At 58.4% G+C, this 22,062-nt stretch carries 21 protein-coding genes and 1 pseudogene; 1 reads left to right on the plus strand and 21 read right to left on the minus strand.

Annotation, left to right across the window (positions count from 1 at the left end):
- Positions 1-91: 91 nt before the first annotated feature.
- From ACTQ3V_RS08490 to ACTQ3V_RS08520, 7 genes are all read right to left on the minus strand, one after another.
- A complete protein-coding gene (locus ACTQ3V_RS08490; protein ID WP_441467139.1) occupies positions 92-709 on the minus strand; it encodes a response regulator in 618 nt (205 codons plus the stop codon).
- On the minus strand, positions 706-2,136 hold the full coding sequence (locus ACTQ3V_RS08495) for a sensor histidine kinase (RefSeq protein WP_441467140.1): 1,431 nt from the start codon (positions 2,134-2,136) through the stop codon (positions 706-708). The genes ACTQ3V_RS08490 and ACTQ3V_RS08495 overlap by 4 nt, the downstream gene beginning before the upstream one ends.
- A complete protein-coding gene (locus ACTQ3V_RS08500; RefSeq protein WP_441467141.1) occupies positions 2,129-4,549 on the minus strand; it encodes a histidine kinase N-terminal 7TM domain-containing protein in 2,421 nt (806 codons plus the stop codon). Before ACTQ3V_RS08500 ends, ACTQ3V_RS08495 begins: the two co-directional genes overlap by 8 nt.
- Complete coding sequence (locus ACTQ3V_RS08505; RefSeq protein ID WP_441467142.1) at positions 4,546-4,899, minus strand: hypothetical protein; 354 nt, start codon at positions 4,897-4,899, stop codon at positions 4,546-4,548. Before ACTQ3V_RS08505 ends, ACTQ3V_RS08500 begins: the two co-directional genes overlap by 4 nt.
- A gap of 172 nt (positions 4,900-5,071) precedes the next feature.
- Positions 5,072-6,481 (minus strand): response regulator transcription factor, encoded by a 1,410-nt coding sequence (locus ACTQ3V_RS08510; RefSeq protein WP_441467143.1) that lies wholly within the window; start codon positions 6,479-6,481, stop codon positions 5,072-5,074.
- 206 nt (positions 6,482-6,687) lie between these two features.
- Positions 6,688-8,061, minus strand: coding sequence for an ABC transporter substrate-binding protein (locus ACTQ3V_RS08515; protein WP_441467144.1), 1,374 nt, complete (start codon positions 8,059-8,061; stop codon positions 6,688-6,690).
- Positions 8,062-8,210: 149 nt separating this feature from the next.
- The gene (locus ACTQ3V_RS08520; RefSeq protein ID WP_441467145.1) at positions 8,211-8,765 is read right to left on the minus strand and encodes an SLOG family protein; all 555 of its coding nucleotides are present in this window, start codon (positions 8,763-8,765) and stop codon (positions 8,211-8,213) included.
- Between the two features lie 128 nt (positions 8,766-8,893).
- On the opposite strand from ACTQ3V_RS08520, the gene ACTQ3V_RS08525 reads away from it, so the two are divergent.
- Positions 8,894-9,148, plus strand: a complete 255-nt coding sequence (locus tag ACTQ3V_RS08525) for a helix-turn-helix domain-containing protein (RefSeq protein ID WP_242976500.1) — start codon at positions 8,894-8,896, stop codon at positions 9,146-9,148.
- Positions 9,149-9,343: 195 nt separating this feature from the next.
- Here ACTQ3V_RS08525 and ACTQ3V_RS08530 read toward each other — a convergent pair whose 3' ends face one another.
- The 14 genes and pseudogenes from ACTQ3V_RS08530 to ACTQ3V_RS08595 all read right to left on the minus strand — a co-directional run.
- Complete coding sequence (locus tag ACTQ3V_RS08530; protein ID WP_006572730.1) at positions 9,344-9,601, minus strand: helix-turn-helix domain-containing protein; 258 nt, start codon at positions 9,599-9,601, stop codon at positions 9,344-9,346.
- The gene (locus ACTQ3V_RS08535) at positions 9,598-11,415 is read right to left on the minus strand and encodes a type IV secretory system conjugative DNA transfer family protein (RefSeq protein ID WP_195560582.1); all 1,818 of its coding nucleotides are present in this window, start codon (positions 11,413-11,415) and stop codon (positions 9,598-9,600) included. Before ACTQ3V_RS08535 ends, ACTQ3V_RS08530 begins: the two co-directional genes overlap by 4 nt.
- Before the next feature lie 116 nt (positions 11,416-11,531).
- Positions 11,532-12,437, minus strand: a complete 906-nt coding sequence (locus tag ACTQ3V_RS08540) for a DUF3991 and toprim domain-containing protein (protein ID WP_441467146.1) — start codon at positions 12,435-12,437, stop codon at positions 11,532-11,534.
- 12 nt (positions 12,438-12,449) lie between these two features.
- Complete coding sequence (mobP3, locus tag ACTQ3V_RS08545; RefSeq protein WP_441467147.1) at positions 12,450-14,408, minus strand: MobP3 family relaxase; 1,959 nt, start codon at positions 14,406-14,408, stop codon at positions 12,450-12,452.
- 3 nt (positions 14,409-14,411) lie between these two features.
- Positions 14,412-14,990, minus strand: a complete 579-nt coding sequence (locus ACTQ3V_RS08550; protein WP_116721462.1) for a hypothetical protein — start codon at positions 14,988-14,990, stop codon at positions 14,412-14,414.
- Between the two features lie 158 nt (positions 14,991-15,148).
- The gene (locus ACTQ3V_RS08555) at positions 15,149-15,673 is read right to left on the minus strand and encodes a hypothetical protein (RefSeq protein ID WP_441467148.1); all 525 of its coding nucleotides are present in this window, start codon (positions 15,671-15,673) and stop codon (positions 15,149-15,151) included.
- Between the two features lie 24 nt (positions 15,674-15,697).
- On the minus strand, positions 15,698-16,729 hold the full coding sequence (locus tag ACTQ3V_RS08560; protein ID WP_441467149.1) for a hypothetical protein: 1,032 nt from the start codon (positions 16,727-16,729) through the stop codon (positions 15,698-15,700).
- Positions 16,726-17,340, minus strand: coding sequence for a hypothetical protein (locus tag ACTQ3V_RS08565; RefSeq protein WP_441467150.1), 615 nt, complete (start codon positions 17,338-17,340; stop codon positions 16,726-16,728). The genes ACTQ3V_RS08560 and ACTQ3V_RS08565 overlap by 4 nt, the downstream gene beginning before the upstream one ends.
- On the minus strand, positions 17,337-17,594 hold the full coding sequence (locus ACTQ3V_RS08570; protein WP_441467151.1) for a DUF6103 family protein: 258 nt from the start codon (positions 17,592-17,594) through the stop codon (positions 17,337-17,339). Before ACTQ3V_RS08570 ends, ACTQ3V_RS08565 begins: the two co-directional genes overlap by 4 nt.
- 14 nt (positions 17,595-17,608) lie before the next feature.
- Positions 17,609-18,805, minus strand: a complete 1,197-nt coding sequence (locus ACTQ3V_RS08575; protein ID WP_441467152.1) for a hypothetical protein — start codon at positions 18,803-18,805, stop codon at positions 17,609-17,611.
- Positions 18,806-19,161: 356 nt separating this feature from the next.
- Positions 19,162-19,674, minus strand: a pseudogene (locus tag ACTQ3V_RS08580) (type VI secretion protein); the annotation flags it as partial.
- Positions 19,560-20,399 carry a secretion protein F gene (locus tag ACTQ3V_RS08585; RefSeq protein ID WP_441467153.1) on the minus strand — a complete coding sequence of 280 codons (840 nt, stop codon included), beginning with the start codon at positions 20,397-20,399 and terminating at the stop codon, positions 19,560-19,562. The pseudogene ACTQ3V_RS08580 and the gene ACTQ3V_RS08585, both read right to left, overlap by 115 nt.
- A 4-nt stretch (positions 20,400-20,403) precedes the next feature.
- Positions 20,404-21,333, minus strand: a complete 930-nt coding sequence (locus ACTQ3V_RS08590) for a type II secretion system F family protein (RefSeq protein ID WP_071430776.1) — start codon at positions 21,331-21,333, stop codon at positions 20,404-20,406.
- Positions 21,330-22,062: CpaF/VirB11 family protein (locus ACTQ3V_RS08595; RefSeq protein ID WP_441467154.1), on the minus strand; the 733-nt coding region annotated here is incomplete at its 5' end. The genes ACTQ3V_RS08590 and ACTQ3V_RS08595, both read right to left, overlap by 4 nt.

Below are 22,062 nucleotides of genomic sequence, written 5' to 3' on the forward strand. Positions count from 1 at the left end.
TTCGAATTTGCACCCTACCCGCTGCGGGTAGTCTTTTCCCTGAAACAAAAAATCCACCGGCACAAAGCCGGTGGATAGGAAGTGCAATTCTTTAATACAGGGGATTGATCCAGCCGTTGGAGATCATGTAGAAGGCCAGATCCACCGCCTTGGTAAAGCCGGTCTTGCCCAGCATGTTCATCTTGTGATACTTGACGGTGTTTTCGCTGATAAACAGCTCCTGGGCGATCTCTTTGTTGGTCATGTGCCTGCACATCAGCCGGAGCACCTCCATCTCCCGGTCGGTAAGGGGGGCCTCCCCCTGGGGCATGGGAATGGTCCTGGGCTCCGGGAAACTGCTGCCCCCCGCCATCACCGTCCGGGCCACCTCCAGAAAATCGTGCAGGCTCCGGCTTTTGTAGACAAAGCCGTTGGCCCCGGCGGCCCTGGCCCGGGGGATATAGGTGATCTCGTCAAAGGCGGTCATGACGATGATCTTGACCTCCGGATCTGTTTTGCGGATGGCCTCCACCGCCTTCAGCCCAGAGGCGCCGCCCTCGGTGCAGACATCCATCAGCACCAGTTCCGGATGCAGATGCTTACAGAAATCCAGGGCATAGTCTGCGTTGGGCACTTCGCCCACCACGGAAAAATCTCCCGCCGCCGTCAGCGCCGTGGTCAGCGATTCCCGCATGGAAACGTGATCCTCCACAATCAGAACGTTTGTCATTTCTCCACAGCCTCCTTTGGAACAGACAGTTCGATTCGGAATCGGGGGACAGTATAGAGCTCCATTCTTCCGCCAAGCTGACGGACCCTACGGCGCATCCCGCTGATGCCACCGCCCTCCCGGATGGGTCCGGCGGGCGGGATGCCGTTGTCGGTGACCGTCATGCGCCAGCAGTCATTCTGGAAAAAGTGGAACTGGATGCGGGTGGCATACCCGTGGCGCACGGCGTTGGTGACACATTCCACGGCGATCTCGGCAAAACTGTCCGCCACCGCCCCATCCTCCGGCAGCGCGCCCTGGAACTCCACCGACACCTCCATGCCCTGGAAGGTCTCCCGCAGCATCTCCAGACGATGAGCAGGGCTGGGCGTGGGATCTTCCCGGAGGGCCGTGGGAAGGCTGCGGGCAAAGTCCAGCAGCAGCGACTCATCCATCTGCCGGTCATCCCGCAGCGCCCGGAGCAGCAGGCTGATCCGCTGTCCCAAAAGGTCATGTACCCTCGCCTTGCTTCGGGCGATCTCCTCCGCTTCACAGATGGCCTGTAAATGCGCAATGGTGCTGCGAAGCTCCTGTCCGCGCTGCTCAAGTGCCTGGTTTTGCCGGGCAAGAAAGGTCACTGCGTCCCAATGCTCCGTGACATCATCGGCAGTCAGCAGAAGCATGGTCCGGCGCCCCATGGGGAGCTCATGGGCGGAAAAGCTCCATACAGAGGAATCGGGGAGGCGAAACACCTGCTGCCCACCCAGAACTTCCCGTGCGCAGCCGCTGCACAGCGGGCCGCACTCCAGCAGCCGCTGAAACAGCCTTCCGTCCTGTACCGGCTGCCCCGTCATCTGCCGTGCCAGCGTCTCCATGCTGCGGTTGCACAGCAGGAGCTCCCCCGACCGCCGAAAAAACAGCAGACCGGTATGCAGGGTATCAATGGCTTCCTTGACGGATACGGAGGAGAGCTGTGTGTAGAGCTCCCGCCGACGCAGCAGGCAGATATGCACGCTGCGCAGCAGGAAGAACGCCATGCTCATCAGAAAAAAGATGGGATAGGCGGGCCCTGTGACCGTCTCTGTCAGGGGGAGCAGGACAGCCGCCCCGCCCACGGCAAAAAACGGCCAGATCATTTCCATCCCCACCGCAGCGGTGGTTCCCAGCACCGCAGTCAGCAAAAACACCGCCTGCCGGACAAGGCCGTAGGCGCTGGGCGCCAAAAAGCCGCAGAACAGCCCATACTGCACCTGTGCAAGAAGGGCGGCGAAGAGGAACAGCACCCCGAGGATGGCGCACTCCATCCCATTTTCCACCCGGCGCACCCAGCCGGTGGGCAGACGTCGGATGCTGTAAGAGATGGCCCTTGTTTGAAACACGATGCACAGGGCGGCCGCCATCACCAATGTGGTCAGCGCCCAATGGGGAAACCGGTAAAATTCAGCCACAGGACTCACCTCCCAAGGGCAGCGTCATGCAGATCCCAACGGCATCGTCCAGATCCTTGCAGGCGATCTGACCGCCCAGTGCAGCCGCCGCCGTCGTCAGTTCCTCCGAAAAGCGCCATTGTCCGGGATCACCCCCCGGAAGAAAGCGGAAAACCAGATGGGCGCCCTCCGGCTCCAGATACCCCAGCAGAGGAGAGGCGTTCTCCCTCAGGGCCCAGGATATGGCTTCAAAGGCAAAGTCGTAGCACAGTGCCGCCCTGCGGATCTCCAGCACTCCACGCTGCCCGCAGCGAATGAGCAGCTGCAGCCCCGCATAGCGGGCCAGTTCTGCCAGCTCATCCAGATAAATGCTCAATTCCTCTCCGGGCAGTCCATCCCCCTGACGTGCCAGGAAAAACAGATTGCATCTGCGTTTGATATGGCACAGGCAAAGAGTGATGTAGGCGGTCAGGTCCCGGGGATGGGGCGTATCCGGCAGAGCCTCGATCAGCCGTCCCAATGTCTGGATGCGGCGCTCCATGTCCCGGTCCAGCTGTTCAAACATGGTGCGGTTTGTCTCCGCGGCCAGCAGGCGCTTTTTCACATCGCCCTCCTCACGCAGCAGGGCGTTGACCGCCTCCAGACGGGCCTGCACAGCCAGGATTTCCTTGCGCAGCCGGTTGAGCTGGGAGAGGTCCTCCTGCCATACCGCCATACCGCCATGAATGGGGACTGCGTGAAGCTGGGTGTCGCTGTCCCGCAGCAGCGGATGGGTCATATCCATGGAGATCCTCCGCCAGATGGAGCGGGAGACGGGAGGCGCGCCCCGGGAGGACAGGACGGTGCGGCCCTGCTCATCCAGCAGCGTCAGCCCAATGGGAGCGGCGGTGAACAGGCGCTGATACTGAAGATTGACCGGGATAAACCCCGCGTGGAGGGCCGACTCAAAAAACAGGGCGGACAGCACGCAGATGTTCACGGTAAGATCGCTCTCCCACGCCAGAGGCACCCGCCTGATGTAAGCAGTGATGTAGGCCAGAAGCCCCGCGCAGAACAGCAGCGGAACCACCCTGCCGGCCCAGTAGGGGCTATACCGCCCCCTGCGGAGCAGCTTCCAGACTGCGCAGGCCAGGAACAGGATGGATAAAGCCGTTACGCCCCAGTATCCCGGACCGTACCGGTAGTCTGAGGCCCAGTCCCCGACCGGGTCAAAACGAAATACCAGCTGGTGGAGATCGTTTGTGAGTACCAATAGCACAGAGAGGGCATAGCAGGCCAGAGGCGGCCACAGAGGGCGCAGCGGCTTTTTCTCACCCTCCGGATGATCCAGGATCACGGCCAGATACAGCAGCGTTACCGGAAGGGCAAGCTGAAAGATGTAATAGCCGTACCAGCACATCCGGCACAGAAGCCCATCTGCTGTCAGCTGATATTTGAACAGGCGCAGCAGCAGCCATCCCACCATCAGCCAGCCCATGACCCCGACTACTCGGCGGACATCCCGGCGGATCATCCGATGGGATACCGTCCCCTTCCATAACAGGATGGCGGCGACGATGAGCAGGGCGGATAAAATATGCTCCCGGAGATCTGCTGTGGTATAGCGCCGGATGTGGAGCACCTGCCGGCGCAGGTCCCGGCTGCTATCCCCGGTCAGTTCCAGAAACCAGCCGTAGTCCTCCTCGCTCAGGGTATGGGCCGACCGGTAATCGCTGGGAAAATCAGCCGGTCTCTCTCCGTCCGCCAGGGGCAGCCCTGCTGACAGAAGGGTTTCATCCAGCCCCGGCTCCAGCGTCAGAGGGACATCGGAGAGCAGCCCCATACGGCAGGACAGCGTGCCCTCCGCCGGCACGATGATCTCGTAATTTCCTCCGTTCCGGTTCCACGCGGCAGCCTCGCAGTCCAGACAGATCAGAATGGGGGCGTCCGGCGCCTCCAGCCGGAATTTTCCGTTCTGGCCAAGGTGTTCCAGCAGCTCCAGCGCGTCACGCTTGGAGGGCGCCTCCCGGTCCAGCCCGTAGGACAGGGCGCCCAGAGCAAGCATATTGCGGATCGCGGAGCTGCTGCTGATGCCGATGGGAACCGGGCTGTCCCAGAGGCTGTTCCAGCCGGTGACGACGGCGTCCGTCCGGCTGCGGTCCACCGCCAGGATCACGGTGGCCGTGACATGAGGATACCAATACCGGCCGATGCCCCGCTCCAGCGCCGGGATGGCCTGTACATCAAAGCAGGCCACGGCGCTGCCCCGGCTCACCTCCGAGTAGAGGGTATCCTCTGCCGTCTGAAGGGAATACCCGGGGAGGAAGGGAACGAGAGCCGCGCTGTATGCCTCAGCGCCCTCCGCTCCGGTGATCAGACGGTCCCCTGCGTCCACCGTGCCGCACCCAGCCAGGATCAGGCACAGCAGGAGGAGCGGCAGCCAACGCCCCTTCATGGAGCCACCGGCTCCCCGGACTCCTCCATCCGGCCGGCACACTCCCGGCACAGATCCATCTCATCGCAGATGAGGAAACAGGCGTCGCAGACCAGCCGACGGCAGATGGGGCATTGGCTGAACCGCTCCCTGGCCTCCTGACTGGCCGCCTGCTTGGCCCGCTGCTTTTCCCGCTGATAGATGGCGTCATAGAGTTCCTTCTTCTCCCGGTGTTCCGCCGCCTGCAGCGCTTTGGAAAAGGGGATGATGCTGCTGTACCAAAATTCTCCGCACACCTCGCAGCGGATGGAAAAGCAGAAATACTGGGGCGTGGACCGGTCCTCTAAGTGGCTGGACAAGAGATTCGTCATATTCCGCACCTCCTCGTTTCTACTCCTATTATAACAGGAGTAAGGGGGAGAGTATATGGTCCGTCGGATACTTTTTTCCACTTTTTCGCAAAGGTATCCATTGGATAATAGAGAAAGCGCACAAAACCAGAGGACTGGTTTTGTGCGCTTTGCTGTGATGGAGAAACTTGTCTTAGAAAAGCTCCTGAAGCCTTCCGCAGCGGCGGAGCAGATCGATGTAGAGCATCAGCTCATCCCGGGAGGCCACCCCCAGCTTCTCGTAGATGCTCCGGTTGTGCTTGCGGACCGTACTCATGCTGATAAAGGCCAGGTCCGGGATCTCCGCGATCTCGTGCCCGTCGATGTAGTAGCGCAGGATATTCCGCTCCGCCTCGGTCAGCAAATCCTTCCGCTCCACAAACTGGTCGAACAGTTCCGCAATGTTGGGAGGAAGCTCTCCCTGCTCCAGCCGCTGATTCCGCGCCCGGGCATTGAGGAACTCCGCCAGCTCATCCAGCTCCGAGATGCCCGAGGACATCCCCTGTTCCGGCCCCTCCGCCTGCTGGAACCGTTTCAGACTGTCGGTGATGGGCCGGACAAATCGCCGGGACAGGAAGGAGGACAGGGCCAGCAGCACCAGGAGCAGTCCCAGGGCCGCAATGATCCAGGTCTGCTGGACGCCGGCTGTGTAGGCGGCATAGCTCTCCTGGGGGATCAGGATGGCAACGGCCCAGACGGTGTCCTCCGGTTTCCCTCTGGAGATGGGTATGGTCTGGTGCAGGCCGATATACCGTCCAGCGCCTGTGTCGTATTCGTTATAGTATCGCCCCTGATGGATGGCCAGAGTCTCCTGACCGTCCAGGTAGGTGCCGTTGACGCTGCCCACCAATCCATCCGGCAGCAGCAGACGGCTGTCCTGGACCGGAGCCAGCACGGTGACGGCGGAGCCGAACTTTCCCTCCAGGGTGGGATAGGAAAACTGGAAATACAGGGCGCTGAGCTCTACCCCGCACACGCCGTACACCGTTCCGTCGCTCCCCACAATGGGGACACACAGCAGCATAGCGGATTCCCAGGTATCCTTTAGATCGATCCGGCGGGACCAGAAGTATCGGTCGGCAGGCCGGCTCAGCGGTGCATCCATCAGCTCCCGGCAGCCCGGGATCTGATCGGTGTCAAATTCCAGATTCCATCGGTTGTGCAGTTCCAGATCCTTTTGACGGGCGATGTCCGGGATGCCGCGGAAGTAGACCACTGTAGGGGCTACCGGATTACTGGCGCTGAGGTTGGTGTAACGCAGGTAGAGCCCGCTTCTGGAGTGATCTGCCACCTCCAGGGTGGTATTGGCCGTGGCATTCAAAATTACATAAGCTCCGTTGCAGTTGGCGGTCTGGAGGGTGGTATTGACCAGCGGGTGCATGATCTGCTGCAGTTTCAGCAGCCGCTCCGGATCATCGTTGACCTCCTGCAGCGAAATGCCCTCCTGTACCAGCGCCCCCTCGATCTCCCGGCTGAGCTCCTTGGAGAGATTTAGGCTCTGGGCGGTCAGATGGTCCAGTTGGCTGGCCAGCGTATCTCCTGTGTTGCTCAGGTGGAGCTCCATTACCTCATGGAGCTGCTCATCATCCCGGGAGAAGGCCCCAGCGATGGACAGCAGAAGGATCACCGCCGCGAAGACCACCAGGATCATGGACACCCAGTAGAGCATCAGCTTTCGCTGCATCCCTACGCTCTGCTTTTTGGCAAAGGCGTTCAACGCCCGGAGTTCTTTCAGTCTGTTGCGCACGGTGGTTCCTCCTCTCTTACAGGTTATCGCTCCATGATCTCCCGGAAGGACTGGAGCCGCTCTGCGCTGATCTGCTCCAATCCGGTTTCTCCGGCCCCCAGATAATCCTGACGGCCCAGCGCAAGCTGTGAGCGCACCTGATCTTCCAGGGTCGTTTCCAGACTCAGGTAGCTCTCCAACTGGGGCGGCACATAGAATTTATAGTTTTGCTGGGTATCCAGATAGGCCTGATAGAGAGAGGCATATTTGGCGCTCTCCAGCCCTTCAATGGCCTTTGGCAGCTCCGTTTCAAATGCGGCCTGGGTCACCGGCATGTAGCCTGTCCGGGTCGCGAACTCCACATTGTGCTCCGGCTCGATGAGCCATTTGAGAAAGGTCACCGCGGCCCGCTCCCGCTCCGGGGTGGAGCGGACGGTACAGAAGCCCGCGCCCCGCTGCATCACCAGCTTTTCTCCGTTTTCAAACACCGGGCAGGGCCGGGAGATGATGGTGATGTCCTCAGAGGTGTTGTCCGGATAGGTCACCACATCGCTGTAATAGAGGATGCTGGCAGAGGAGGCCACGCTGACGATGCTGTCGCCGGTGCGGATAGACTCGGTGGCGTACCCGCCCTTGAGCCAGACGCCGCCCCGCAGGGCGGCCCGGGCCAGCGGCTCCCACGCCGCCTGGAATGCGGGGCCAAAGGCCAGCTTGTCACCCTGGAAGAAATCCTCGCCCAGGGATTCCGCCCCCACCTGGAAATAGTTGAAATAGTAGTCGTGAACGAACATGGACTTGGCGTCGCCCGGAATATCCGGCGTCTGAGCGTCGGTCCAGTCCGCATAGACCTCTGCTGCCTTGAAAAGCCCCTCCCAGGTGTCCAGATCCTCGATCGTTACACCGGTAGCCTGGGAGAAGCGGTCGAAGATCGTCTGGTTGATATACATGATCTCTGTGGATTTGGCCACCGGCAGCACCACCAGACGGTCATTGACCGTCCCCTCCTCCAGAAAGGCTGGGAGGAAGGCGGACAGCTCCTCCTGGCTGAAATAGTCCCGGTAGTCCACCAAAATGCTGTCGTCGGGCAGGGCCATCACCGTCTTGGGATAGGAGATGAAGAGGTCGGGCAGCTCCGGAGCTCCCGGCTCTCCGTTGGCGGCGGCCAGCACCAGCTCGTGGATGGTGTTGGTGTTGGACACGGAGGTGACCTGCACGTTGATCCGCTGCTCCTTTCCCACCGTCTGGTTGAACGCATCGATGAGGTCGTTGAGTGGGGAATCTGTCTGACCGCCATAGACATGCCAGACCGTAATGGTGGTCGGCGTCTCTTCTTTTTTGGCCGTGTCGGAACAGCCCGCGCAGCAGTAGGCCAGCAAGATACCTGCCAGCAAAAACGCCGCAATTCTTCGTACCTTCACATCGCATCACCTCGTTTTCATTATATCTGCTGAGGGTAAAAAAAGCCAGTTGAAACAGGATACTTTATTGAATTCATTTCGTGGAGTATCCATTTCCATTCAGTATAACATGGATTCCATAAACCTGCACTATCCGCAGCAGGTAGTTTTCATCGTTCAGGTTTTTCTTTTGATATCGTTGCCTTATCCGGGTGGATCAGAGTGATGGGCAGCCCCTTTTTTCTGGCATAGTTGACGGTCATTCCCGTTCCGCTGCGGATAGAACGGTCGTTGTCATAGACTGCCAGTAAGTAGCCTGCACGGTCCACCATATACTCGTTGCGTCTCCGGTAATTGACCGCCGGGGGCGCTTCTTTATTACCCACGATAACCGTTTCCGCACTGTGTCGGATCAGAAAAGACATACGGCTGCGGCTGCGATCTTCCCAGTCTGTGTCGTGGCCCTCAAAGGGCAGAGCGATCTTCAGTTGGATCTCGCTATATTCCGGCTGTTCTTTGAGCCGCAGCAATATCTCCCCGGCCCACATATCCACGCCCAGAGCGCCGCCTACCCAAAACTGGCGAAAGCCTTGCTCATAGAGCTGGATCAACTGATCCCGGATGCGTTTCTTGATCCGCTTGCAGCCGTTGTTGTTTTCATCATATTTGAAGCGAAAGCGTGTCGATCTATGGCCGGTGATGGCACAGGCAAGTCCCCTTGTCATATTGACACCTCACATAACATCGAACAAAATAGTGTTTTAATTATATATTGACGCTTTATAAGCGTCAATAATGCTTTAGGGTTAATTTTAGTATGCGCTGCCTTCGGATAAACTAATTCCGTAAGGTGGTGATAACTCTGGAATGGGATTTTGACTTTTCCGAGCGCATGGAAAACCTGTCTTATGCTATCGGATACTATCGCAAGAAAAAGGGATATTCCCAGGAACAGTTGGCAGAGATCCTTGATATTAGCCGCCAGCATCTCGCGTCCGTTGAAGCGCCCGGCATGAGTCATGGCCTGTCTCTGGATCTGCTGTTTAGGATAGCCACCGTCCTTGAAGTGGAGCCGTATCTGCTGCTGAAATTTCGACTTGAGAAGTAAGATTTTTCATTAAGATGATGATAAGTCTTTTCTCTGACCTAAATCTCTGATAGAGTGAGTCCTTCTGGGTGGTTCACAATGAACCGCTCCTGGGTCCAGCGAATGGGCGCAGTTCTCCCTTGGCGGAAGATTTTGAAATTGCCATTGATTCAGAGAGTGGTTTGTACTACATTTTGGTACAAACCACTCTCTCTTTTATTTCACGGTATAGAGATTGGAGGTGCTGCTCCCATTCGGCCTGTGCCGGGAAGCCTTTTTCAGATAGCCGTGCTGCTCCAGATCGTGCAGCGCCCGCTTGACCGTGGAGCGGGACAGCTTCATGTCCGAGGCAATGGTCTTAATGCCCGGCCAGCACTTTCCCTCGGCATCGGAGCGATCCCGCAGGTACATATAGACCGCCTTCGCTCTGGAGGGAAGCTCAGTGTCGGCGTAAATCGTTCCGAAGTAACTCATCGTTCCTCCTCTCCGAATGTCTTCATTTGCTTTCCTCTTTTTACAGCCCTCTCCTGAGCCGGAGCATGGGCGATGCCGCCCCGGCTGGATACCGCATAGCCGCGGCTTTCGTCCATCTCCTCCGGCTCACTGAGCTGCGGGAGATTCCGCTCCAGATCCACCCGGTTGGCATAGGCCACCGCTCGGTTGGCTCTCTCCGGCACCACATACGGCTCCCCGAAGGTAATGCCCCAGTTTAAGAAGAGTTGGAGCCGGGTCCGCATGGGATGAGTGCCGGTTTTCATGACGATAAAGCTGCCCTTGGGAATGGATTTTAGCTCGTCGGGCGTCAGCAGGGCGCGCTCCATCATCTGCAGGCTCTGGCTGGGATCGTTCTTGCCACGGCTCACCGAGCCGGAGAGGACGGTGCGGCTGCCCAGGGCTTTGGACAGCACTTCGGCGGTCTGGCTGTTGGGTGCAAAGCCGCCGAAGATGGTGTCCTGGCAGTTGTCCTGAATGATCTCGCAGCCCTCTTTCCCGTAGTTTTTTTCGAGCTGCGCTAAGGACTGGATGATCGGCACGAGCGTTAACCGGCGAGAGCGTCCAGCGGAGAAAAGGGGCAGTATATCAAACGGGGGCATGGTGCCGAATTCGTCACAGAAAAGCACCACCCGGTTTTTCAGCTTGCCGCCGTTCTCATCGGCCACAGCGAACAGCTCCCGGCTCAGGTTCTGGATCATGAGACCGGCCATGAAGTTCTTGGTTGTGTCTTCTTCCGGCAGGATCAGGAAGATGGCAGACTTCTCCGAAGCAAACTTCTCAGCGTCAATGGCGCTGTCGAAGCACAGGATCTGCTCCAGCTCGCTGTCCAGAAAGGCATTCAAGCGGGACAGCACGGTGGACATGACGGAGGCCATTGCCTGCTCGGCGCTGTTGAGGGCGGCACCGGCAAACCACCTCGCCTTGTGATCCGGCGGCAGTTTTGCCATCAGGAGCTGGAAGTGGCTCTTGCCCTTGACACGGCTGGGCTCCAGCAGATCCTGCACCAGCTTGAACACGGAGACGATATGGCGGCGCTCCTGGGGGTGGTCTTTATCGGGCGGCAGGAACTCGGCCAGCATCAGGATGACCGAGGTGAGAAGCCCTTCCGCCGCATCGTAGAAGAAAGCGTTCTGGCCGCGGTTGCTGTCATCGCCGTCCGGATTGACGATGGTCTTGGACAGGATTTTGGCGTATTTCTCGGCCTTGGCCCGGGCCGCGAGATTGTTCGGGTCACTCCGGGCAATGTCCATATACCGGTTGACCAGCGTCAGCAGATTGTTACCGTCTGAGCGGGTGGGATTTCGCAGGTCGATCACGGCCACATTCTGATACCCATAGCAGTTCTTGGCAATGGCGCCGTAATTGCGGGCGAGGTCGCCCTTGCTGTCCAGCGCCAGCCAGCTCATGCCGCTGGCGCAGGCGTACTCCAGATTGGGATAGAGAAAATAGGCGGTCTTGCCGATGCCGGAAGCGCCGATCATCAGGCAGTGGATGTCATCGCTGTCCACGAGGGCGGTGAGTTCGCCTTTCTTTCCCTTGCACCCCAGCACCAGCCCCTGCTCCGTGGGCAGGTTCTGGCCGCTGCGCCATTTCTTCACCTCGAAGGGGACATGGGCATAGGTCTGCCGGATCTCTTTGGCTGTGGCCCATCTTGCGGTGCCGTGCTGGCCGTCGCCGACCGTTTTGGATTTGATCCCGCTCAGGGTGTAGTAGTGGGACAAGGCGGCCAGACAGCCGATGACCAGAAACATCAGCCCGCCAGCGGCCAACAAAATCAGGACTTGGTGTGGCATGGTTAACCCCTTTCAGGGCACACCACTTCCTGCTCAGTTACATACTTCTGAATGCGCACATCACTCTTGTTACGGCCTACTTCGGGCGAACAGGAAGTGGTGTGCGTTGTTGTTATTTACTGCATGACTTGTGCGTAGGACGGTTCCTCAGCGGTCAGATCATCATTCCAATCCTTGTGTGCGGGAATGAGCCTTTCCACCGTGAACCTCTCTGCCAGCTGTTCCTTCATGCGCCGGCTGGCCAGATGGCCAGCCTCGTCATTGTCGAGGCAGAGCAGGACCGTATTGATTTGCGGCTGCCGCTCCAGCAGCTTCAGCACCGGCTGAATGGAGGTACCGCAGCAGGCCACATAGCTGTGACTCTGCCAGTCCTCCGGATGGAGCGTGATGTAGGAAAGCATATCAATGGGAGCCTCAAACACATAGAGGCTTTCGTCTCTGCCGATATGGTGAAAGCTGTGGCGCGGGTCGCAGCCCTCCACATTGAGCCGGAAGGCTTTGCCGTAGCTGTTGGCACTGCGCTTGTGAGCATGGCGGGGAATGCCATCTTCATCCGTACCCACGAAGACTGCGTTGTGGTACTCGGCATCCTCATACAGGAGCTTCTCTCTGGCGAAGTGCGCCACAACGCTCCGGTCGATATTCCGGTGCTTGACCAGATAGGCATAGACCCGGCGCATATTGGAATTGGCCGCCGGAAGGACAAAGGGTTTCGGCGGCTCCTCCACTCGTTCTTGGGCAGAGGGATAGACCGTTCCCAGCTCACCCCCCAGAAGCATGGTCACCGCCTCCGGATAGCTGAGGTGATAAAACCGCTGCACGAAGCTGACAGCGTGACCGCCCCGCTCCTCGGCATGATCGTACCACTCGTTGCCGCGGATGGTGACGCTATGGTCACGGGCCAGCCGTTTCTCTCTGCCAGAGGTAAGGAGCTTTTCACCGCGGCAGCGAAGAAACTCCTCCAGATCAACGGAGGCGGCTCGCTGTTTCTGTTCATCTGTGAAATGAATGTAGGTCGACATAGGTTCCTCCTGTTACATGGTCTGCTGATACGATACCTGCTCCTCGTGATCATCCGCCTTGTGGCCCATGGCCATCCGCTTTTCCGTCAGCCGCTTGCGCCGCTTGGAGTCAATGCGAATCCCTGCCGGATTGTGAGGCGGCACGGAATTGTCCCGGAAGATCCGGCTCATGTGATGGAGCAGCTTGGTTGCCGCCAGCATGACGGACGGATCTCGGAACTGGTCAAAGCGGTCAAGGAAGAATTGAGCATACGCATTGCCCTGGGCAGCGGAGCGGGTGAACCAATCCCTGGCCTGCTCCCGATCCTGTTCCACATCCCGGCCCAGGAGATACAGCTTGCCCAGTGTGTACTGAGCAAACGGGTTTCCTTGTCTGGCGGCGGCAGTCAGGTACTCCAGAGCTTTTCTCACATCCTTCTTTACAGACTCGCCGGTGAGAAAGAGCTTCCCAAGGCGGTATTGGGCAAACGGATTCCCATGCCGGGCGGCCTTGTCCAGCCAGCGTACTGCCTCCTCGGTGCGCTTTTGAGAGAGCAGGAGCTTCCCGAGCGCGTATTCCGAAAAGTCATTTCCGGCCTCTGCGGATAAGCGAAACCAACGCTCCGCTTTTTCATAATCCCGCATGGTGGAAAGGTCATCCCGGTAGAACTTTCCCAGCTGATGCGCCGCCACCGTGTATCCTTCCGCCCAGAGCTGTTCCAGTGCCCGGACGGCTTCAGCGTGTTTCTCGTCCAGCGCATAGACATCCTGCAGGACCGTTTTGGCGGCGCGATAGCGTCGAGCCTGTTCATATACGCTGCTGGATCGCTGCTCCTCATGTGCCGCCTCCGGCTCCGGCTCATCTTGCATCTTCTCATCTTCAAAAGTCGGGAGGCCGAGGCGTATGTTCTCGGCCTCCCGGATGATATCGTTTTTGATCCGGCGGAACTCTTTCTGCTGAGAGAGCGGGAGATGCTCCCGCGGTATGCGGCTGCCATAGCACTCGTTCAGCTCATCCCGGATCTGATTCCAGGTTTCGTAGCATTTCGCCACTTCCGGCTGCCGGGCCAGCTCGTCCACGATGGTATCCACCAATGCTTTGAGCGGTTTCTTCAGATAGCCATACTGCTTTTTCCCGGTGGTAGTTTCCAGCGCCTGCACCAGCTGGCGCATCTGCTTCTCGATGACAGGGTTGTCGCAGAGCTGATGCTCCATCTTCTGAATCAGCTCCCGCATGGTATCCTGCGCCACTTCGATCAGCTCTTTATAGGCAACATCCTTCCGCTCGTAGATCTGGAGCATCTCATCACGGAAGATGGTGTTGGTCAGCTTGGAGCGCATGGCCGCAATGCCTTCCCTGGTCAGGAAGCCCTCCTTCGGAGCATCTGACCAGACCATCATGTGGATGTGGGGGTGATGCCCCTCATTGTGGAAGGCCGCATACCAGCGAAAGTGATCAGCCGGTATCTTCATGGCCTTGGCCAGATCCTGTGCGTGCATCATGAGCAGGCCGCGCCATGCGTCCGCATTGTCGTACCCCAGACGGGCAGCATCCTCACGGCGCAGGGAGTAGATGATGGTCCACACATTTCCGTCGTGAGCTTCCAGCTCGGACATGGCCGCGTCAAGGTCGACTGCGGCTGCGGAACTGAACAAGCCGTGGGTGCCGCGGCGCTCCACACGGGGGCGGGTGGCAATGTAGGACAGGTATCCGCTCTCAGAATTTATTTCGTGGAGGTTTGCATCCAGCGCCATGGTGATGAAAGCTGATGCGGTACCAAGGGTAGGCGCCTTGCGGTAATCCTCATACTCGAACAGCTCCACGGCATCAGGGAAATCATGCAGGAGCTTTTGGATCAGCTCCTGTTGTCCTTTGGTGACGGGACCGTTGCCGGTCAGCTTCTCCACACCTTCGCGGGTGGCAATGTATTTCATGTACCCGCCGGCCTTTTCGGATTTGATGTAGCCGCTTTTCTGTACGAGCTTTGCCATGGGTTACACCGACTTCTGGAAGTCCAGCGCATCCTTGAACGAGATGCGCCCGTTGGTGCGCTTCATATCCCGAATGGCGCGTCCCCGCAGACGCTGGTACTCGCCTTCGTCGATATCGGTGTCGTAGGCGATGATCTGCCCCAGCACATTGAGATCCACACCCTGCTTGAACAGGAGCGAGCCCATGCGTCCGGCAAAATTGTCCAGGGTGCCGGTGAGCATGGCGGAGAGTGCTTCGGGCAGGAAGCCGCCGGCGTTCTTCGTGTTCAGGTAGCCGATGTAAAACCGGAGCGCATTCTCCACGAATTCGCTCCGGCTGGCACAGTTGTCGAGGCGCAGGTAGATGTCTACCTTCTCGTCCAGATCCTCAGAGATCCAGAACCCCTTCTTCGTTTTTCTGCTTTCGGACTTCAGTAAAACCACTCCTTTTTTCGTCAAGTCCCCGCTGAGAACCCTTGCCACAGCGGAGCTTTTCCGCATCATAGGGTCCAACAGCTCTTTCCACCCGCCGGATTGTCCCCGCTGCGAAAAGCCGGAAACTGCCCGCACTGCGGGCAGAAGTGGGAGAGCCGGGGGCGGCATTGTCCCCGGCTCTTTCTCCTGCTTTGCTTTCGTCAGCTTCCCGCTCTCTTGGAAAGCGCCCCAAATTCCGCCCGTTTCCCTCTGGAGGGGTACACGGTCGACTGGCCGCTGAAAGCCGCACACAGCGGCTCACAGGGGGCAACGGGGCGTTTGTTTTGTCAGCACAACTGTGGCCCGATTTCCGGCTCCGCCTCCTGATGTTGTTCCACCACGTTGAGTAGGTCTTCGGTTTCAGCCAACCATGCAGAGAGGCAGTCTATCAATTCATCTGACTTTCGATAGACGCTTTCGTAGATTTGAGAAACTGGTGCGCCGTCATCGTTGGTGTGCGCAAACTCATCGGTGTACACATCTCGCGCCTTTTGCTGAAGGGTAATCGCCGCATCCAGCAGCTCATACACACGGTTGAGCTGCTGGTCGCCAACTGCGCCGCATATCATCGCCGGGGTCATCTTTTGATAATATCCAAACCGCACACGCATATACGGGAAGTCCGGCTGCTCCAGACGGTTGGAGAAGGCCAGGATAAAATTCCGCAAGTCAAGCTGGCCTTCGAAGGGAGTCCCTACCGATTTGGTACAGGCGTAATCATAGATTTCACGATACCGGTGAATCTTCCCGTCCTCCAGCACTGCGCAAAAGCAATTCCGAATAAAATCTGCTTTGGTCATAATCTTGTTCATCACCATCCTTCCGTATTGAGCGAATTACATTGCGGGGCCATTCATCTGCATTGTCTCTGCTTCATACTGTGTACAACAATCCGCTAACCCCTGTCCCAAGTGATGGCGGCAGTATTCCTCCATCTTTGGAAGGAGGAGGGAGCATTCCGCCTCGCTCAGCTGGTACTTGAACGACTCCTCGTCGCCGTTGCCACGCTGCAGATACACCTCCAGCGTGTCACAGACACGACGGGCCTCCAGATCGTAGTTGGCATAGATGTTCAGCAAGTCGTCATTCTCGGAGGTGCAGACATCAGTTCCGAACACTTGATCCGCATTGAACGATACTTCCATGTAGAACTCCAGCAGGTTGTCGTTCTGAGTAATGTCCTCGGCGAAGGAGATGTCCTCGGCACAGAGCCGCCGACTGCCAGTGAGGTATGCCGGTTCCGGCTCCTGGTTGAGTGTTCTCTCCTCCAGACGGTCCAGGAAGATCCGCCACCTCTCATCCGGCGCAGCGTTGCCTTTCTTCATGGCGAAGTAGGCGGCGGTGCTCACATCCCGGATTCTGAACCGCTTCCAGCCATCCATGATGTTGACGGCCTCCATATCTCCGCTGTCGAGGTCGATGTCGTAGGCACCCACCACCCGACCGGTGTTGTCCAGCCGCTCCGACACATAGGAGTTGCACTCCTCCTGAGAGATCCGCTGGGTGCGCGGCAGCGTTTCAACAAAGCGGTGGGGCGCTTCGCCGGGCGGCTTGCGGATGTAGCTGCGCAGACGGCAGGCGACCCGGAGCAGCTCAAGATTTTCCTCGGCCAAAATATAATCGGAGCTGCCGCTCTCCGTGACATGAAAGACAGCGAAGCGCCGTGCGGCCTCCCGAGCCTCCTTCTCCGCCTGCTGCTCCGCCCAGAGCTCATGGCTGATGCGCTCGTACTCCCGCTGAGGAAGCTGGTTGCACATTTCATCAAGGACATTCTCCAGATGCTCCTCCAGCGTTTCCCCCTTCAGTTGTTTGCTCAGAGCGTCATACCACCGCTCGTCGAGCCAGAGTGTGATCTCACGGCCCCTCATTGCATTCCTCCCATTTCCGGCCCGCACTGCTTCATCTCAGGGTATTCGGTCAGAAGATGCCAAACGCCGTTTGCGTAGTTGGCGCTGTTGACCGTCTGACTGAGAAGATCGTCGGCAGAGAGCGACATCGTGATACCGGGCACGCCGGGATGCGCTGCGGCACTTTGGCCGCTCATCAGTCCTTCCGCCTGGGCTGCGGTCAGGGGCACAAATCCGCACGGGGTCATCAGGGAAAAGACGCCGCCAACATGGGTGGCCAGGAAATCACGAACCGTGCGAGGGCCTGCGTCATCAGTCAGATCCTCCCGAAGCGTCCAGACGCAGTGGAGCAGCTCCTCACCATGGGCGGCATCCAGACCATTCCCCGCAATCCAGTGGTCTGCCAGCTCATCCAGCGGCTCGTCCAGCCCCAGCAGAAATCTGGCGTCCTCCTCATTGATGGAGTCCTCGATATTGTCACGGATCAACCGTGCGGCGGTGATCTCCTCAGCAGCATCGATCAGCTGAGAGGGATCGGCCGCCATCCACTGCTTGACCCGGCGCTCATAGTCGGCGCTGATCCGCTTCTTCAGCTCCTTCTTGTAATCCATGGCGATCTCATCCTTGATCACTGGCTCACCTCCGTTTCTTGGTCAGGCTTCGGCGCGGCGGTTCTCGGGCTGCGCCGGGGCTTGCTCGGAGCAACGGCGCTTACATCGCTCTCATCGATATACTCCCGCACAGGGGCGGGCACATATTTTTCATAGAGCTTCACCAGCGCATCCGTCATCTCACGATCCAGGTCAAGCTCCTTCTTGCCCATATAGCGTTTGAGCGCAGAGAGCTTCTCCTCGTCGAAGGTGATGGTCAGGTTCACTTGCTTCATTGGCACTTCCTTTCTCAGTCATAGTTGATGTATTCGATCTGCAGCCAGTGGGTCCAGCCCCGACCCTCCAGCTTTGTTTTCACCACACCTTTTTTGGTATTCATAGCTTCAATCACATAACCGTCACCGATGTACACGCCGATGTGGCCGTCATGCCAGACAGCGAGGCCGGGGATATCCGGCATGGTGTCGATGGTTCCGGATACTGAGGCGTTATAGTACATCTGGTTGGCGCCAAGATCCGGCATCCCGTTGGTCCCATACTCAATGGTCATGGTGTCGGGATTGAGCCATCCGTACCCTTTGATCAGGCCCACGCAGTCTGTGGTTCTGCCTCCCAGCCAGTTGGCACGGATGAAGTCCGCATAGCTGCCGACGCCATCAGGGTACTGCTCCAGCTTGTAGGCGAAGAGCGAATCGGTGAGGACACTGCCGTATGTTCCCCAGACATAGCCCCAGCCGGACTCCCAGGCGTGGATGGCGTAGGTCACAAGGTCTGCGGCGTTCTTGGTGGTTGGATCGGTGAAGGCTGAGATGTCCAGCTCTATGCTGCTCCCATCCCCTCTGAGATACTCGCCGCTGTAGCTGCCGCCTCCCACGGTACCGGCTATCATGGTATAGATGTGATCGATGTTGCTCTTGTCATCTTCCGTGATCTCTCTGCCCAGATGGGCTTCCAGATTGGCGTAGGCCTGGGACAGAGCGACCGGCACCGCGACGGTGTATTCTTCTTCCTCTGTACTTGTGGTTCCGTCCTCCAGAGTCACTTCCACGGTTCGTGTCCGGGTTTCTGTGGTGTAGAAGCATCCCACGAAGCTGTTTGCCGCCCGTGTGGACGGGGCGTCGTCCCCAAAGCAGAGGGCATAAAAAACAGCCTTGACTCTGATCGGGTCAAGGCTGTTGCCGCTGTCCATCTGCCCGTTGGCAGAGGACACCGCCGAATCCAGAAGAGAAAAGGCCGAGCGCATCTCCTCGATGTGATATCGAAACTCCGCCGGGACTTCTGCGGAGAATTCCGCTCCGTAGAAGCACGCCTCCACCGAGTAGTTGTTATGCTCCGCCCCGCCTGAGCCAAGGGAGCAGAGCAGGGCAATCAAAAGAATGACTGGCGAAAAGACTGCCACCAGAATCCAGCCCACACCTTTCCGGGACTTTTCGTTGGTAAGCAGCATGGCAGCGGCCTTGGCCACTGCGGCAGCGGGTATAGCCATGTATTCCACCTCCTGTTCTTTACAGCTCAATGATGCTATGATATACTATCCAAGTAATATCGCTTGCATCTTTCGTTGTTGCGTCCATTGCGTTTTGGTATCCGCTCAATGCCGTTTCTCTCATGCTTGCATTTGCAGGTTGCGTGTTATGTTACATCGACAAGGGGGAAACTAATATGAGCAGCAGAATTAATGCGGTGAGCCAGGGGATCTGCGGGACGGAGCGGCCAAGTTCTGGGTACCTGAATAGATGGGGATACCGCAGCACGAGAGTGTAGGGTTGGATCTCCCTTGGGGTTCAATGCCCCACCGTCTCACCATAGAGAGCAGAGGCTTCGTTTGAAGTCTCTGCTCTTTTATCGTCCACCTGCTGATCCGAAGAGCTTCTCCTTGTAGGCCGGGGCGTGAACCTCCAGCAGGTATCGTTCATTGCCGCACTTATACAGGCAGACACCGCGCTGGGGGAACTTGATGAGGTTATATTCCGACTCCTCCAGCTGGAGCATATCCATGTAGGACCGCTTATCGATGGAGCCGGCGTTGAACAGAAACTGGTGAGGCGGGATGCTGAACAGGGGCTTGGTCATCTCACGGACGCCCTCCTGATCGAAGTCCTCCAGATTCTGACTGGCCAACAGCATCGCCGATTCCTTCTTTCGCACACGCTTCAGACAGTTTCGGATGTACTCGATGGCGGTGGGGTTGGACAGCCAGATATACAGCTCGTCCAGGGCTGCCACGGTATTGCCCACGGTCAGAAGCTTGTCGGACATGAAGGACAGCACATTGAAGAGCATGGCGTTTCGGACATTCTTGGCGGCGCTGAGCATTCCCTTGACGCCGAACACCAGGAAGCGGCTGGAGGTAATGCCTTCAGATCGTGGGACAGCATCTGGAAGTACATTCGCCCGTCGTCACCCCGCAGTATGCCGATGAGGCCGCGGACGATGTCTGAAATGATGGCGGAGCCCATTCTGGCCTCAAAGCGGATGAGCGCCGCCTCGTAAGAGGAGGACCGCATATCCGCAGTCAGCACATCCAGCTCACGACCAAAGTCAGGCCCGGCGTGTTTCTTGTAGTTTTCCAGAATCCGCAGCACATCCCGGCTGGCAGCCAGCTCCTGATGGATGGTGGCGACGAACCGGGGCAGCTCGCCTTCGATCAGTTCCATTCTGGCCTTGACCAGCTCGTCAGCACGGCGGCTCTCCTTGAACCAGGTCAGAACGGCCAGCACCACGATGAGGGGGCTCAGGATGGGCAGGATCAGCAGGCACGGGATGATGCCGAGCAGGATGAGGCAGGGCTTCAGAATTGAATAAGCCGAGTAGACCTGGGGCGTCATATCCAACCCTGCCGCCGTGAGCTTGCTCTCCAGACGGCGGTATTTGTATTCGTCCATTCGGATCAGCGGCGCCAGCTTCAATGCCCAGCCGAGGATCAGCGCCTCCAGAGATTTGACCAGACTGCGTTCCCGCCGCCCAGCAGAGATGAGCGCCCGTTCCGCAGCCAGCCGGGGAATTTTCAGCAGGTCGGCAAGGACAAAATACAGTCCGGCGGCCAGTGCGGCGCCGAACAGAAATAAAAGTGCGCCCATTTCCTCACCTCCGATACTCGATGGGCTGCGTCAGCTTCACCACAAAGGCAAAGGACACGAATACAGCTGCGATGCAGACGGCGATGACCATCTGGCCGGGGATGGTGTCCACCAGAGTGTGATACCAGTCCGTGTTGATAAACCGCACCAGCGGGATATTGATCAGCACCAGGATCGCCATGGTGACGAATTCCTTGCGGGGGCCGAAGACCAGATTTTCCAGCTCTCCGTTGACTACCCGCATATCCGACAGCTTGCTGACGATGGGAGTCAGGGTGCTTTTCAGGCTGCGGTCTGTCTGGCAGGCGGATACCGCCTCGCACCACTCCTGCCATACCTCGTTGTCGATGGCATATTTCAGGTCATGAAGCGCGGCGTCCATGTCCGGGTCAATGTGCTTGATGCGGGTGAGAAACCGCTGGAACACCTCCTGCACCGGGTGGTGCAGGTACCGGACATTTTCCTCCACCGCCTGCTGGAAGTTTTCCGTGCGCAGATAGGCGGTGGTGATGACCGACAGCGCCGTTTCCAGCTCGGCGGCCACATCCTTTTTGAAGCCTCCGGCCGTCAGCTTGACATACCAGAACGGCATCAGCATAAAGCCGACGGCCAGTACGGGGACGAGGAAGGCGTTCCCGGCAAGAATGGCGATGCAGGCGCCCAGGGCAAACAGCACCAGAGATGCCATGCACACCATGGGGAATTTTCCCTCCCGCCCGGATGCGGCCAATACCGCCTGGGCTTCTGTGATCTCCCGGCGAAAGAAACCGGCCTTTTTGCGCTTGGTCGTCTCATTGATGTCCGCCCGGATGCTGCCGGGGGCGGCAGTCAGCCGGGAAAAGATGCTGTCGCTCATTTCTGCGGGGGAGATCCCCAGCACCATAAAAAGCCCGGCGATCATGCCCACGCAGGCGATCAGTTGGATCGTTGTCATGCAGTTTCCTCCTTCCTCTGGATAAACTGCTCCAGCTCACCGTGGGGCATGCCGTTTTCGATGAACCGGCGCTGCAGGCTCCCGGACATCTCCTCACACTTCTGGTGATGTCCCTCGATGATAAAACGGTCGCCCTCCAGACGGTTTTCCGTGATGTTGTACTCATAGAGCTTATGAAGCCTGCGGCTTCCGTCTGGCAGGATCTCGCACTCGGAGATGTTGGTGATGCGGCGCTGCTTGTTCTCCAGCTGGCGGCAATAGACCACGATGGGATAAGCCTCGGTGACATAGCCCATGAGCGTATCGTCGGGGGTGTCCACGGCCCGCTTGCACAGGGACACCATGCGCCGATAGGTACCCTCACTGGAGCTGGAGTGGATGGTGGTGAGAACGGCCACACCCACACGGGCGGCTTCCTGGGCAGCATTGGCCTCCGGGCCGCGCATCTCACCAACTGCGATGATGTCGGGGTTGAAACGAAGGGCAATGTCCAGCAGTGCGATCTGGTCGATGCGCTGCCGCTCATTCTCGCTGTCACGGGTCTGGGTATGGACGACGGAGTTGACCACCCTGCCGTTCTGCTCCCGGATGAGCTGAAGCTCACGGGAGCCGTCCTCAATGGTGAAGATCCGCTTGCGGTCGGGAATGGTGGACATGAGCCAGCCCGCCACGGTGGTTTTGCCGGAGCTGGTGGCGCCAGCCACACAGATGGACACGCCATAGCGCAGG

Source organism: Candidatus Agathobaculum pullicola (assembly GCF_052117205.1).
In the GTDB taxonomy this organism is placed as follows: Bacteria; Bacillota; Clostridia; order Oscillospirales; family Butyricicoccaceae; genus Agathobaculum; species Agathobaculum pullicola.